Annotated in this window: 14 protein-coding genes; 7 read left to right on the forward strand and 7 right to left on the reverse strand. The window is 67.0% G+C overall.

The genetic code is table 11. The features are described 5' to 3' along the window. Nucleotides 1-39 precede the first annotated feature (39 nt). From AWB66_RS01410 to AWB66_RS01425, 4 genes are read right to left on the reverse strand one after another with little or no spacing between them, the layout of a single operon-like run. The gene (locus AWB66_RS01410; protein WP_087628467.1) at nucleotides 40-855 is read right to left on the reverse strand and encodes a formylmethanofuran dehydrogenase subunit C; all 816 of its coding nucleotides are present in this window, start codon (nucleotides 853-855) and stop codon (nucleotides 40-42) included. Next, entirely contained in the window at nucleotides 852-1,793 is a 942-nt protein-coding gene (gene fhcD / locus AWB66_RS01415; protein ID WP_087628468.1) for a formylmethanofuran--tetrahydromethanopterin N-formyltransferase, read from the reverse strand. The genes AWB66_RS01410 and fhcD overlap by 4 nt, the downstream gene beginning before the upstream one ends. Nucleotides 1,794-1,798: 5 nt before the next feature. Beyond that, the gene (locus AWB66_RS01420) at nucleotides 1,799-3,475 is read right to left on the reverse strand and encodes a formylmethanofuran dehydrogenase subunit A (protein ID WP_087628469.1); all 1,677 of its coding nucleotides are present in this window, start codon (nucleotides 3,473-3,475) and stop codon (nucleotides 1,799-1,801) included. Next, nucleotides 3,472-4,845, reverse strand: coding sequence for a molybdopterin-binding domain-containing protein (locus AWB66_RS01425; protein ID WP_087628470.1), 1,374 nt, complete (start codon nucleotides 4,843-4,845; stop codon nucleotides 3,472-3,474). The genes AWB66_RS01420 and AWB66_RS01425 overlap by 4 nt, the downstream gene beginning before the upstream one ends. 319 nt (nucleotides 4,846-5,164) lie before the next feature. Between AWB66_RS01425 and AWB66_RS01430 the strand changes: the two genes are divergently transcribed. The 3 genes from AWB66_RS01430 (at nucleotide 5,165) to AWB66_RS01440 (ending at nucleotide 8,064) form a co-directional block, all read left to right on the forward strand. Continuing rightward, on the forward strand, nucleotides 5,165-6,211 hold the full coding sequence (locus tag AWB66_RS01430; protein ID WP_087628471.1) for an ATP-grasp domain-containing protein: 1,047 nt from the start codon (nucleotides 5,165-5,167) through the stop codon (nucleotides 6,209-6,211). Next, entirely contained in the window at nucleotides 6,208-7,332 is a 1,125-nt protein-coding gene (locus AWB66_RS01435) for a hydantoinase/oxoprolinase family protein (RefSeq protein WP_087628472.1), read from the forward strand. The genes AWB66_RS01430 and AWB66_RS01435 overlap by 4 nt, the downstream gene beginning before the upstream one ends. A 141-nt stretch (nucleotides 7,333-7,473) precedes the next feature. Beyond that, entirely contained in the window at nucleotides 7,474-8,064 is a 591-nt protein-coding gene (locus AWB66_RS01440) for an amino acid kinase family protein (RefSeq protein WP_087628473.1), read from the forward strand. A gap of 7 nt (nucleotides 8,065-8,071) precedes the next feature. Here AWB66_RS01440 and AWB66_RS01445 read toward each other — a convergent pair whose 3' ends face one another. From AWB66_RS01445 to pqqA, 3 genes are all read right to left on the reverse strand, one after another. Continuing rightward, nucleotides 8,072-8,779, reverse strand: coding sequence for a (5-formylfuran-3-yl)methyl phosphate synthase (locus AWB66_RS01445; RefSeq protein ID WP_087628474.1), 708 nt, complete (start codon nucleotides 8,777-8,779; stop codon nucleotides 8,072-8,074). 11 nt (nucleotides 8,780-8,790) lie between these two features. After that, nucleotides 8,791-9,357 carry a DUF447 domain-containing protein gene (locus AWB66_RS01450; RefSeq protein ID WP_087628475.1) on the reverse strand — a complete coding sequence of 189 codons (567 nt, stop codon included), beginning with the start codon at nucleotides 9,355-9,357 and terminating at the stop codon, nucleotides 8,791-8,793. 100 nt (nucleotides 9,358-9,457) lie between these two features. Then, a complete protein-coding gene (gene pqqA / locus AWB66_RS34870; RefSeq protein ID WP_008354335.1) occupies nucleotides 9,458-9,532 on the reverse strand; it encodes a pyrroloquinoline quinone precursor peptide PqqA in 75 nt (24 codons plus the stop codon). A gap of 318 nt (nucleotides 9,533-9,850) precedes the next feature. Here pqqA and AWB66_RS01460 point away from each other — a divergent pair, with 318 nt between their 5' ends. From AWB66_RS01460 to AWB66_RS01475, 4 genes are read left to right on the forward strand one after another with little or no spacing between them, the layout of a single operon-like run. After that, nucleotides 9,851-11,341 (forward strand): ribulose-bisphosphate carboxylase large subunit, encoded by a 1,491-nt coding sequence (locus tag AWB66_RS01460; protein WP_087628476.1) that lies wholly within the window; start codon nucleotides 9,851-9,853, stop codon nucleotides 11,339-11,341. 36 nt (nucleotides 11,342-11,377) lie between these two features. Further along, a complete protein-coding gene (locus tag AWB66_RS01465; protein ID WP_087628477.1) occupies nucleotides 11,378-11,803 on the forward strand; it encodes a ribulose bisphosphate carboxylase small subunit in 426 nt (141 codons plus the stop codon). Between the two features lie 3 nt (nucleotides 11,804-11,806). Then, on the forward strand, nucleotides 11,807-12,751 hold the full coding sequence (cbbX, locus tag AWB66_RS01470; RefSeq protein ID WP_087628478.1) for a CbbX protein: 945 nt from the start codon (nucleotides 11,807-11,809) through the stop codon (nucleotides 12,749-12,751). 18 nt (nucleotides 12,752-12,769) lie between these two features. Beyond that, nucleotides 12,770-13,849: a class 1 fructose-bisphosphatase gene (locus tag AWB66_RS01475; RefSeq protein ID WP_087628479.1), complete on the forward strand. Its 1,080-nt coding sequence runs from the start codon at nucleotides 12,770-12,772 to the stop codon at nucleotides 13,847-13,849. Nucleotides 13,850-13,877: the final 28 nt, after the last annotated feature.

The raw sequence follows: 13,877 nt of genomic DNA on the forward strand, positions 1-13,877 counted from the left end.
TTATCTGACGCTCGTTCCATTCTTATCGCGTGAGAACGATTACGCGATCAGCAATTCCCCTCGTCCGTCCACCGCGAGGTCGCCGGCATGGCGCCGCGGCGGCACGCGTGGATCGAGCGCGGAGAACGGCGCGATCTGCGCCCCAAGCGATCGCACGAACAGCGACCAGAACACCTCGAAGCCGTGGCCGCCTTCGGTGAAGGTCGGCGGGAGGCGCCCGGGGTCGCGCATCAACAGCAGCGTGCCGCGCCGCATGCCATAGCCATAGTGTGCGCCGACGCGCCCCGCGATGCAGACCGTCCCCGCGACCAGGCGCGACGCCGCGAAATCGCCCGCGTCGCCGCCCACCAGCACGAGCCCGCGACGCATCCGGTCCGCAAGACGCGCGCCAGCGTCGCCGAGGATCGTGAGCGTGCCGCCCGTCATGCCTTCCATGTCGCCCGGCAGCGCGCCGGCGGCGAAGTCGCCCGCGCAGCCGCTGACGGTCAGCCGCCCGCCGCTCATCTCGCAGCCCGCGAAGCGGCCCGCGTCGCCCGCGATCCGCAACTCGCCGCCCGTCATGCGCAAACCCGCGTAGTCGCCCGCCGCGCCGTTCACGGAGAGCCGCCCTTCGCCCATGTTCGCGCCGAGCCGGTCGATCAGGCGCGCATCGCCTTCGATGACGAGCGCCGGCACCTCGCTTTCCTCGCGAGCTATATCGAACAAATCGCCGAGCACGCGCGTCTCATTGCCCGCACGAAGCGCGATGCGCCCAATTTCGTCGACGGAAAGCGCGGCCAGCGCGGCAGGCAGTAAATTCGACCCGTCGATGCGCCTGTCCAGTGTAGTTTTTACGGCAAGCGTGATCGTGCTCATGCGCGCGCTCCACCGATGCCCGCCGCGAGTTCGCGCAGACGAAAGTGATAAGGCCCGAGCTTGCCGCCGTAGTTGCCCGCCGAGATGCGCAGCATGCCGTTGGCGCGTCCGAGTTCGCACGCCGCCGCGATGCCCGCCGTCATCGCGGCGCCGACGTCGGCGTCGGTCAAACCGTCGATCACGATTTCCAGCACGCACGCGACGTCCGGCGTGAGTTCGCTCTTGCGCGACAGGCCGATCAGCGTCGGGCAGAACGCGTCGTTGGTCGAGGCGGTCGCGCCTGCGTACTTCGAGCCGATCTTCGATCCCGAGCGCACGACGCCGCCCGGAAACGGCGTGATGACGTTCGGCAGCCGGTGCATCGCGGTCACGGCTGCTTCGGCGGCGGCGAGCGCCGAGTCGATGTCGCGCGCGAGAAAAAGCAGGTTGCCGCCGCCGACCGCCTTCACCGTGACCGTGCTTTCCTCGCAGACGAACTCGCCGTCCATCACCGGCACGCGCCAGTAACGTGTTCCGTCGAGCATCTTGGAGATCTGCCAGCCGTCGCCGAAAAAACGCAGGCCGCTGCCGAGCGGCGCGTTGTCGGAGAGCGGCGCGCGGCTGGTCGCCGGGTCGATGCCGCTGTAGACGGCCGTCGTCGGGCAGGTGAGCACGCACTGGCCGACGCGCCGTCCGATCTGCTTCGCCAGTTCCTTCGACGACACCGCGAACATCAGCACCGAAATCCCCGGCCGGCCGTCGGGCGTCTCGCTCGCGGCGAGGTCGCGTTCGATACCCGCCTCGCAGCCGCAGTCGATCACCGAGGTCGCGAAGCCCGTCAGCGAGAGCGCCGCGTTGCGCGCCCACGCGCTCGTATGCGCCGTGATGATGAGGCGCGTCGCCTTCATCGGGAAGGCTTCCGCGAAGGTGTCGTCGATGAGCGTGTCGTTGATCTGCATGGCGCTCACGCGGGGTCGAAGCACGCGACCGGCAACAGGCGCCCGCCGCGGCAGCAGGCGCAGATTTCGTCGTCGCTGATGGCGGCGTGCGCGAAGTTGCCCGCGAGATTCGCTTCGCTGAACGCGCGTAGCGTCTTTTCGATGCCGCGGTCGAACTCGGGCGACACGAAGTGGATGCCGCCCGTCGGCGCGGCCACCAGCGAGCCGTTCTCCGCGACGAGTTGCCCGTCCTTGAACACGTAAGCCGGCGACGTGAACATGCGCTCGCGATCCGGCTCGTCGCGATAGACAGCGATATCGGCCGCCGCGCCCGCGCCGAGATGCCCGCGATCTTTCAACCCGAGCAAACGCGCCGGACCCGCGCGCGTGATGATCGCGATCTCGTACAGCGAGAACTCGCGCTTGAGTTCTGCAAGCGCGCTCGCGACCTTCGCTTCAGGATGCAAGCGGTCGAGCTGTTCATCGCGGAAGGTCTTGTCCATCAGCAACCGGATCAGATGCGGATAGCTCGTGAACGGGCCGCCGTTCGGATGATCGGTGGTCATCGAGACGCGCCACGGGTCGTCGATGAGCAGGAAAATCTCCAGCCCGATGATCCATTGCAGCGCATTCACGTAGCTCTGTTCGCGATAGCGGAACGGCACGATGCCGCAGCCCGCGTCGCATTCGATATCGCCGACGATCCACTTGCGCGGGTTCGCGAGCGGCGCGTTCCTGAACTGCATCATCGTGTCGCCGGAAGCTGTGACGGTCTGTCCGAAGATGATCTGGCCGACGTCGATCGAGACGTTCGGCCGCGCGTTCACCGCGTCCGCAATCGCCCGCGCGCCCGACGAAAACTTGCGCGGACCTTCGGTGCCGTAGCTGTGGAACTGGATGTGCGTGAGGTGGATCGGCAGGCCGTCGGCGGCGTCCATCGTCGCGATCGTCGAGTCGATGTTGCCGGGCACGCCGAGGTTGCTCGCGTGGACGTGCAGCGGATGCGGCACGCGCAGTTCGGTCAGCGCGCGCGTGAGCGTGGCGAGGACTTCGCGCGGCGTGATGCCGTAGTGGACATGCGCCTCGTCCACGTTCAGTGAGCGCTGGTTGAACTTGAACGCCGAGATGCCGCCCGGATTCACCACCTTCACGCCGAGCGCCTTGCTCGCGTGGATCGTCCAGCCGATGTAGTCGCGCAGACGCTCGAAGTCGTCGCGCGCGGCGAGCATCTGCAGGAACAGTTCGTCGTTGCCCATCATCACGTAGGCGCCGTGATCGATGATCGGCGTGTCGCCCATTTCGAGGTGCGTGTGACGCGCGTTCGACGGCATCATCGCCGGCTCGAAGGCTGCGGTGTAGCCCATCTCGGCATAGCGGTAGCCAGTCGCGAGCGTGCCCGGCGTGCAGACGCCGCACGACGGCAGCCGCAGGTACTTGCCGTTGGCATCCGGCGCGGCATCGGCGCGATGGTCTTCGGGCAGCAACAGGCGCGAGAGGTTCGTCTTGCCGCCGCCGATGTGCGAATGGAGATCGATGCCGCCCGCCATCACGACCATGCCGGACGCATCGTAATCGTGATCGACGCTCGCGTTCGCCGCGGCATCGACGATCCGTCCGTCGCGGAAGTACACGTCGCGGCGCTCGCCGTTCACGCCGTTCGCGGGATCGTAGACGATGCCGCCCCTAAGCCGCGCGAGGCTCATGGCCGGCTCCTTTGCGCGAGCTGCTGCGCGATGGCGGCGACGGTCGGCAGCGCGGCACGGCGCGCGGGCTGAAGCGGCGCGACCACCGTCGCGTCGATGCGAAAGAGATGCCCGCTGCTGTCGATGCCGGGCGTTGCCACGGGAATGAACACCGTCGGCGCGCTGCGCTTGCCGAGCATTCCCGCGAGCGCCGGGTGGCCGAGCACGACGGCGGGCACGTCGTCCGCGAGCGACGCGGGCAGCGGCTCCGGCCCGAAGCTCGCGATCCATAGAAGCGCGTCGGCTTCGCCGTCGGCGAGCAGCGTTTGTGTGCGATAGCGATACGGATCGTGATCGAGCGGCGCGGTCATCGAGACGTGCGTGCGCAGCGGAAAGCCCGAGAGCCACGTGATCGCCTGATTGACGGTGAGGGCGCCGTCGTCGCCGCCGAGCGCGAGGCCGCCGGCGCGCGTCGTGCGATTCACGGCCTTGACGATGCGATTGAGCGCCTCGATCAGCAGCGCCGCGTGCGGCTGCGGCAACGCGGCGGGCTCATAGACGAACACCGTGTAGCGCGCGGCCGCGACCCGGTCGGCGAGCGCGGACAACTCGCGTTCCGCGATGCCGCGTCCTTCGATCAGCGCCGACCATTGCGCGAGCAGATCGAACGGATCGGCATCGGCGAGGATCGAGTCGGTGCTGACGTGAGGCAGCGCGGCTGCGGCCGGATCGACGGGACACGCGACGAAACACGCCGTCACGTCGCGCTCGACACCGCCGAACGCGCGCTCGTAGAAGCGCGGATAGCGTAGCGCGGGCTCGCAGGCGAACACGACCATGAGATCGGCGCGCGATCTCACTTCGGAAAGCGTCGTGAAGAACGCGCCGCGATCCTGCAGCGCGAGCGTCGATGCGGCGAGCGCGTCGCCGTGCAGATGGTCGAGCACCGCGCCCGCGCGGGCCGCGAGTTCATACAGTGCGCGGGCGCCGGCTACGTCGGTCGCGAGGCCGCCGAACAGCGGCCGGCGCGCGCGCGACAGGATCTCCCCGGCACGCGCGAGCGCCGACGCGGGATCGGTGGACGCGCCGTCGATCGTCGGCGTGCACGCGGCATCGGCGGCGCCGAAGCGCGCAATCGAGCGCGCAAGACGCGGGCAGTCGGTGTTCGATGCGGCGAGACTGCCGTCGCCGTGCAGGTCTAACGAGATGTCGTCGCATAGCAGCGGGCAAAACGGGCAGGTCCAGTCGCCTTGGGCCGCGCGTGTGGTCGCGCTTTTAGCCGCGCTTGTAACCGGCTCGGACTGCGCAGGCGACGATAAAGGCGACGGCGCAGGCGCGACAGCGGCGCCCGGTTGGCCGGCACTCGAAGTAGGGGGAGACGGTTCGTGCATGGCGCCCCTTTGAGCAAGGTCCATGCCGGTTTTTGCACGGCGCGCTCGCGCGCTGCGTGCGTCCGCTCGGGGCTTCGACGCCCGGCATCGACGCATGCCCGGCACATCGACGGGTGCGCGCGCGGACGAATCGCCTTGGCCGAACATAATGTGCGTCCTTCTGGAACACAGTGTCACCCGCTGGACACTCGTTGCAACAGCGCCTTGCAGATGGATGACAGCCCGCCGACGCCTATGACGCGCCGCACCACATGGCACGGATATTGTGTGAGCCGTCCACAATCGACAACCGGCATCACCTGCGATGAGGTCTCTCGTTTTGACCAGAATCTTCGTTTTCGAATATCTCACCGGCGGCGGCATCGACCCGCAAGTCGCGGGCGCGGGCAGCCTCGCGGACCTGAGTGCGCTGATCGTCGAGGGCCGCGTGATGCGCGATGCGCTCGTCGCCGATCTGCGCGAGCTGGACGGCGTGCAGGTTTCCTACGCGAGTTCGCACTTCGAATCGGCCGGCGCGGACACGGACACCGTGCGCCACGTCGCCGAACCCGGCGAGCCGATGACGCGCTTCGTCGCGCGCATCGCCCGCGAGCACGACTACGCGTGGATCGTCGCGCCGGAATGCGACGGCCTGTTGCTGCGGCTCTACGATGCGGTCGGCGCGTCGCGCTGGCTCGGCTGCTCGAAGGAGTCGATCCGCGTGACATCGAGCAAGAGCGCGACGGCGGCGTGCCTGGCCGCGCGCGGCATCGTCACGACGCCCGCGCTCGAACCGGTTGCGGCAACCGCTGTCGACGGCGGCAAGTGGGTCGTCAAGCCCGACGACGGCGCCGGCGGCCTCGACACCTACGTCTTCGACGATCTCGGCCACGCTGTCGCGGAATACGAGGCGCGCGCGGAAGCGGGCCGCAATCCGGTGCTCCAGCAATGGATCGACGGCGAGCCGCTGAGCCTGTCGCTCCTGTGCGGCGAGCGCGGCGCGACGCTTCTCTCGATCAACCGCCAGCGCATCGGCTTGCCCGACAGCGCCGCTGCGGGCCGCAACGAACGCGTCGTCGAGTTCAGCGGCGTGGATATCGACCGCATCGACCGGCGCGGCGTGCAGGGGCGCACGCTCGATGCGCTCGCGCAACGCGTCGTCGCGGCGCTGCCGGGTTTGCGCGGCTTCGCGGGCATTGATCTGGTGTGGCATCGCGAGCGCGGACCGGTCGTGATCGAAGTGAATCCGCGCCTGACGGTCGCGTATGCGGGGCAGTCGCGGGTCCAGAAGCACAATCTCGCGCGCGACCTGCTCGCCGTGCACGGCGTCACGGGCTTCGAACCCGACGCGCAACCGCGCTTTCGCGCGTTCGGAGGACTCTCGTGAGCGCCTCGGACGCACCGGTCTTCGGCTGGGACGTCGGCGGCGCGCACGTCAAGGTGTCGATGGCGAGCCGCGCGGGCATCGTCGCCGACGTCGCGCAATGGGCGTGTCCGCTGTGGCAGGGGCTCGCGCATCTCGAGCGCGCGATCGACGCCGTGTTCGAACGCTGGCCCGCCGCGGGCGACGCCACCGCGCGCCACGCGGTCACGATGACGGGCGAAATGGTCGATCTCTTCGCGAGCCGCGCCGAAGGCGTGCGCGTGCTCGCGAGCACGCTCGCCCAGCGGCTCGGGCCGCGCACGCTGTTCTACGCGGGCGCGGCGGGCTGGCTCGCGCGTTCCGCCTGCGCGGACGGCTGGCGCAAGGTGGCGTCGGCGAACTGGCACGCGAGCGCGCAGTGGGTCTCGACGCGCGTTCCTCACGCGCTTTTCATCGACATCGGCAGCACGACGACGGACATCGTGCCGATCGTCGGCGGTCAGGTCGCGGCGCGCGGCTCGAACGATGCCGAGCGGCTCGTCACGGGCGAACTCGTCTATCAGGGCGTGGTGCGCACGCCGCTGTGCGGCATCGCGCATCGCATCGCGTTTCGCGGCGAGGCGACGAGCGTGATGAACGAATGGTTCGCGACGAGCGCGGATGTCTATCGTCTGACGGACGAGTTGTGGCCGCCGCACGACCAGCATCCGAGCGCCGACAACGGCCCGAAGACGAAGCCCGCGAGCCGTGCGCGCATGGCCCGCATGATCGGCCGCGATGCCGCCGATGCGAGCGACGCCGACTGGCGCCGTTTCGCCGGCGAGTGGCGCCGCGAGCAGTTGCGCGCGATCGAGGCGAGCCTCGCGCGTGTGTGCGCGGCGCATCCGGAGTTGGCGGCGGCGCCGATCGTCGGGGCGGGATGCGGACGCTTTCTGGCGGCGGCGCTCGCGCGCCAGGACGCGCGCAGCTACGTCGATTTCGCGATGCTGGCGGGCGCGGCACGTGGTGCCGCAGGGCAAGCCGCCGACCTCGGCGAGTGGGCCTCGACCTGCGCGCCGAGTGTGGCCGTCGGATTGCTGGCAGCTTCAGCGACCTCGACGGATCAGCCGCGCGCGGGCGGCGAGGGAGAATCGATGGCGGCGTGAAAACGGGAACGCTTCCCCGCGCGAATGGCCGTGCGCGCAGCGCAAAAGGCGTGCGCGAAGGCAGCGGGGAAACGACAATCGAATGGCACGACACGCGGTGCGCGGCATCGAAGCAGTCACGACAATGCGAGGACACACGTCATGTGGGTGGTGAAAATCGGCGGAAGCCTGAGCCACGACCCGGCGCTGCGCGAATGGCTCACGCAGCTTTGGGAAATAGGAGGCGGGCGCGTCGTGATCGTGCCGGGCGGCGCCGATTTCGCGGACGCCGTTCGCCAGTACCAGCTCGACTGGCGGGTCGACGATCTGGTCGCGCACAACATGTGTTTGCTCGCGATGGCGCAGTACGCGATCCTGATGCAAGGCATCCTGCCGGAACTCGTGCTGGCGTCGAGCGAAGAGCGGATCCGCAGCGCATTGCGCGACGGTCATGTGGCGGTGTGGGTGCCGACCGGCCTGATGCGCATCACGCCGGATACGACCACCAACTGGGACACGACCTCCGACAGCCTCGCGGCGATCCTCTCGAACTCGCTCAACGCCGAGCGCCTGATGGTCGTGAAGTCATGTCCCGTCGACGCGGGCGCGCCGCTGGAGACGCTCGCGGCGAGCGGCGTCGTGGACGCGCGTTTCGTCGGTCATGTGAAGGACGCGAACTACGTCGTCGAGATGTTCAACAAGGGCGACCTCGCGGTGATGCGCGACAGGCTGTTGAACGTGCCGGTGGTTTGAAGCCGCCTTACGCCACGCTGGCCGCCTGCACCGGATGATGCAACGCATCGGCCAGGCGCGCGACGCGCTTCGGGTCGAGCCTTCCCGCGCGTCCTTCCGTTTCGTCGCAGAGCGCCGTCCGGAAGCCCGCGATGTCCGGCCCGAGCGCGCGAATCTGCGCGAGCTGCGCCCAGCCGAGCGACCCCGCCACGCACGTCATCGAACCGCGCGCACCGGCCGCGCACAGGCAGCGCGAGAGCGTCGGCGCATCGACGCAATCGAAGAGCGTGCGGCCGTCCTTGCTCGCCGTATCGAAGACGATGCCCGCGAAGCCGAGGCCTCCCGCGAACGCCGCGAGTGCCTCGTCCGCGCCGTCGTCCGAGAGCAGCACCGGCACGACCGATGCGGGCAAGCTCGCGAGCAGCGTGAGACAGCGCGCCGCATCCGGTCCCGGCGTCACGCCGACCTTCACGTAGTCCACGCCCGCGTTGCTCACGTCGATCACGCGCGCGGCGATTTCGTCGAAGGCGTCGGTCGGCAGGTCGCCGATGGTCGCGCTGATCGGCTTCACGGGATAGTGCGAGCGCAGTTCGCGCACGATGCGCGCGATCTCGCCAACGGCCACGCCGCCAAGCGCGCCCGCGCCCGGTTCCTTCAGATCGATCAGCGCGGCGCCGGCATGCGCGGCATCCAACGCTTCAGCGGACGAGCGCACGCTCGCGAGCAAGGCGGTCATGGGGGTCTCCGTTACTGCGGGTTCGAGCTGCGATGCCGCGCGACCGCTTCCTTCAGCCAGTTCCACGCGATGCGTTCGGCCTCGCCGGCGGTCTTGTCGATGGCGATCTGAAGATAGGCCATCTCGCTGTCCACCTTGTCGGCGGGCAGCATGAAAAGCCGGCTCACGAGGATCGCGCCTTCCACGACGGCGTTCTGCGCGCGATTGAAGCCGGCAAACGGCGCGTGCGTCTCGCGATGCACGCACTTCATTCTCAGCACGGGACGCTGGTCGTCGTCGCTCACTTCGTCGAGGCGCAATTCCATGTGCGCGAGCGAGCCGAGAAGCCGCACGCTTTCGACGCGGCTCGCGGGCAGCGTCGGCCAGTCGCGCTGCGTGCCCGTTACGCAGCCCGCGAAGACGCGCACGTCGGTCGTGAGATTGATCACGGCGGCGCGCGTGGCGAGGATGTTGTCGAGCGTCGTCGAGGGACGAAAGGGCGCAAGGATCGCGAGGTCGTCCTCGAAGCGCACGCCCATCGGCGCGATGTGAGGCCGGCCATCGCGCGCCGCGGTCGTGACGATCGTTTCGAAAATCATGGCGGGGAACGCTGGTCGTAGCGGCAGGCTTTGAGCCGGCAGGTTGGACTACGGATCAAACGATCCCGCACGAGAGCCGCTCATCGCGGCCAGTGCGGGATTAACGGGTGGCGATATACATCGTGATTTCAAAACCAAAACGCATATCGGTGAAGCTCGGGGTAGTCCATTGCATACACGTTCCTCCTCGTTGATGGTTCAACCGATGCCCTTGCGCTTCAGCGATCGCTCGCCGCAACGCGCAGGCGCCGATCATTACGCAAGCCTCATGCCAATGCGACCGCGAGCGATGGCGAATGGAACGGGCGCACGTTTTCGAGGACGACTGTCGCGGAAACGCAGCAAAGTGTTCCATTCGCATCATAGGCAATAACCCGCGATAAAAGGATCGTTTAGGGCCGCACAAGAAATTCGTGAATTCCCTTCGAGAGAGGGCGCGCCTACGCTGCAGTCTCAGCAGGCAGACAGGGACAACCACTCTCGAGGAACCGCAATGAACGACTTCAGCAAAGCCGCCGTCGAGGCGGTCCGCAATCCGCAGGACCCGCGTTCACGTTATGCGGCAGGCGTCATGAAGTATCGCGAGATGGGCTACTGGCAGCCCGACTACACGCCGAAGGACACTGACGTCATCGCGCTCTTTCGCATCACGCCGCAGCCGGGCGTCGAGCCGGAGGAAGCGGCGGCAGCGGTGGCGGGCGAATCGTCGACGGCGACCTGGACCGTCGTCTGGACCGACCGGCTCACTGCCTGCGACATGTATCGCGCAAAGGCGTATCGCGTGGAGCCGGTGCCCGCGTCCGCGACGGGCGAGCCGCAGTTCTTCGCGTACATCGCCTATGAACTCGATCTCTTCGAGGAAGGCTCGGTTGCCAACCTGACGGCGTCAATCATCGGCAACGTGTTCGGTTTCAAGCCGTTGAAGGCATTGCGGCTCGAGGACATGCGCATACCGGTCGCTTATCTGAAGACGTTTCAAGGGCCGCCGACGGGCATCGTGGTCGAGCGCGAGCGTCTCGACAAGTACGGACGGCCGCTGCTCGGTGCGACGGTCAAGCCGAAGCTCGGGCTGTCGGGCAAGAACTATGGGCGCGTGGTGTATGAAGGATTGAAGGGCGGTCTCGACTTCCTGAAGGACGACGAGAACATCAACTCGCAGGCGTTCATGCACTGGCGCGACCGCTATCTCTTTTCGATGGAGGCGGTGAACCGCGCGCAGGCCGAGACGGGCGAAGTGAAGGGTCACTATCTGAACGTGACGGCCGGCACGATGGAGGACATGTACGAACGCGCCGAGTTCGCCAAGGAACTGGGTTCGTGCATCGTGATGATCGACCTCGTGATCGGCTGGACGGCGATCCAGTCGATGTCGAAGTGGGCGCGCAGGAACGACATGATCCTGCATCTGCATCGCGCGGGGCATGGCACTTACACGCGGCAACGCAATCATGGCATTTCGTTTCGCGTGATCGCGAAGTGGCTGCGCATGGCGGGCGTCGATCATGCGCATGCGGGGACAGCCGTCGGCAAGCTGGAAGGCGATCCGCTTTCGGTGCAGGGCTATTACAACGTGTGCCGCGAGGCGCGCAACGATGTCGATCTGTCGCGGGGCCTTTTCTTCGACCAGCCGTGGGCCGGGCTGCGCAAGGTGATGCCGGTTGCGTCGGGCGGCATTCATGCGGGGCAGATGCATCAGTTGATCGATCTCTTCGGCGACGACTGCATCCTGCAGTTCGGCGGCGGGACGATCGGGCATCCGGGGGGGATTCAGGCCGGCGCGGTCGCGAATCGCGTGGCACTCGAAGCCATCGTCAAGGCGCGTAACGAAGGACGCGATATCGCTCGCGAAGGGCCCGAGTTGCTCGAGGCCGCCGCGCGGTGGTGCTCGCCGCTCAAGCAGGCGCTCGATACGTGGCGCGACGTCACGTTCAACTATGCGTCGACCGATACGCCGGACTTTGCTGTCACGCCGACTGCGGTGTAAGGCCGGTTCTGAATCCCTAACTCAAGGACGCCAGTCATGCACATCACTCAAGGAACGTTTTCCTTCCTTCCGCCCCTGACGAACGAAGAAATCAGCAAGCAGATCGAATACGCGCTGAGTCAGGGCTGGGCCTGCTCGGTCGAGTTCACCGACGATCCGCATCCGCGCAACACGTACTGGGAAATGTGGGGCCTGCCCATGTTCGACCTCCACGATGCCGCCGGCGTGCTGCAGGAGGTCAACGCCTGCCGCACGACTTATCCGCAGCACTACGTCAAGGTGAACGCCTTCGATTCGGTGCGCGGCTTCGAGACCATGCGTCTCTCGTTCATCGTCAACCGACCCGCCGTCGAACCCGGATTCAGGCTCGAACGTCAGGAAGGCCGCGGCCGCGCGCAGCACTACGCGATGCGAACCTACGCCACCGATCGCCCCGCTGGCGAACGCTACACGGAGCGATGAACGATGTCCGCCGAAGCCATCCTCGACAGGTCGGAAGAGACAGCCGCAACAGCGCCGCACGTCGATCTCGTCGCGCTCTTTCGCGACTCCGGCATCGGCGACGTCCTCGCGGAACTCGACCGCGATCTCGTCGGCCTCGTGCCCGTGAAGACGCGCATCCGCGAGATCGCCGCGCATCTGCTCGTGGAGCGCGCGCGCGACACGCTCGGCCTCGCGAGCGGCGCGCCCACGCTGCACATGTGCTTCTCAGGCAACCCCGGCACCGGCAAGACGACCGTCGCGCTGCGCATGGCCGAAGTGCTGCACCGGCTCGGCTATATCCGGCGCAATCATCTGGTCTCGGTGACGCGCGACGATCTCGTCGGCCAGTACATCGGTCATACCGCGCCGAAAACGCGCGACGTGCTCAAGCGCGCGATGGGCGGCGTGCTCTTCATCGACGAAGCGTACTACCTGTATCGCCCGGAGAACGAGCGCGACTACGGGCAGGAAGCCATCGAGATCCTGCTCCAGACAATGGAGAACCAGCGCGAGGATCTCGTCGTGATCCTCGCTGGTTACGAAGACCGCATGGATACGTTCTTCAGGAGCAATCCCGGCTTTCGCTCGCGCATCGCGCATCACATCACGTTCCCCGATTACGACGCCGCCGAGCTGCTGCAAATCGCAGAACGCATGCTTGGCGCCATGCACTACCGGCTCGACGACAGTTCGCGCGGCGCGTTCGAAGACTACCTCGCGCATCGTATCGCGCTGCCCAACTTCGCGAACGCGCGATCGGTGCGCAATGCGCTCGACCGCGCGCGGCTGCGTCAGGCGAACCGCCTCTTCGCGGATGCGCTGCAAGGCGGCAAGCCGACCGGCAGCGACGCGCTGACACTCATCGCCGCGAGCGACATCCTCGCAAGCCGCGTGTTCGATACGCCGCCGCCCGACCCGATTCGATAGACCTCCAAGGAGAGTGCCATGCAGGACGGACGAACGACCCTTTCGAAATTCCTCATCGACACGCTCGACCGCAAGCCCGGGCCGCAATCGCAGATCGGGTTATCGGCGCTCCTGATCGACGTAGCCGCGTCGATCAAGACCATCTCGGCCGCGCTCACTAAAGGCGCGCTCGCCGGCAACTACGGATCGGCGCAAAGCGTCAACGCGCACGGCGACGAGCAGAAGAAGCTCGACCTCGCGACCAACGACATTTTCCTTCAGCACTGCGAGTGGGACGGCCTACTCGCGGGCATGGTGTCCGAGGAAATGGAGGGCGTCTATGAGATTCCTGAAGCCTATCCGCGCGGCGAGTATCTGCTCGCTTTCGATCCGCTCGACGGGTCGTCGAATATCGACATCAACGGCGTCGTCGGTTCGATCTTCTCGGTGCTGCGTGTGAACGGCGAGTCTGGCGAAGCTGGCTTCTTGCGCCCAGGCCGTGAACAAGTGGCCGCGGGCTATGCGATCTACGGCCCCTCGACGATGCTCGTCCTCTCCGTCGGCAACGGCACGCACGGGTTCACGCTGGAGCGTGATGTCGGCAACTTCGTACTCACGCATTCCGATATCCGCATCCCCGAGGACTCGTGCGAGTTCGCGATCAACGCATCGAACGAGCGGTTCTGGGAGCCGCCCGTGCGTCGCTACGTGCAGGAGTGCAAGGACGGCAGGAGCGGCTGCCGCGAGCGCGACTTCAACATGCGATGGATCGCTTCGATGGTGGCCGAAGTGCATCGCATCCTGATGCGCGGCGGCGTGTTCATGTATCCGCGCGACTTCAAGACTCCCGCGATGCAGGGACGCCTGCGCATGCTTTACGAGGCGAGCCCGATGAGCTTTCTCGTCGAGCAGGCGGGCGGCATGTCGATCACCGGGCGCGAACGCATCTTGGATGTGAAGCCGCGCGCGCTGCATGAACGCGTGCCGGTGATTCTCGGATCGAAGAACGAAGTGGCGCGCATCGGCCGCTATCACGGCGAATACGATCGCGGGGAGGACAAGCCCTATACGTCGCCGCTCTTTAACGAGCGGTCGCTGTTTCTGCCCGATCCGGTGTGAGCTTGCAAACGCGCAGATGGACCACTAG

Origin of the sequence: Caballeronia telluris (assembly GCF_001544495.1) — a bacterium.
GTDB lineage: Bacteria > Pseudomonadota > Gammaproteobacteria > Burkholderiales > Burkholderiaceae > Caballeronia > Caballeronia telluris.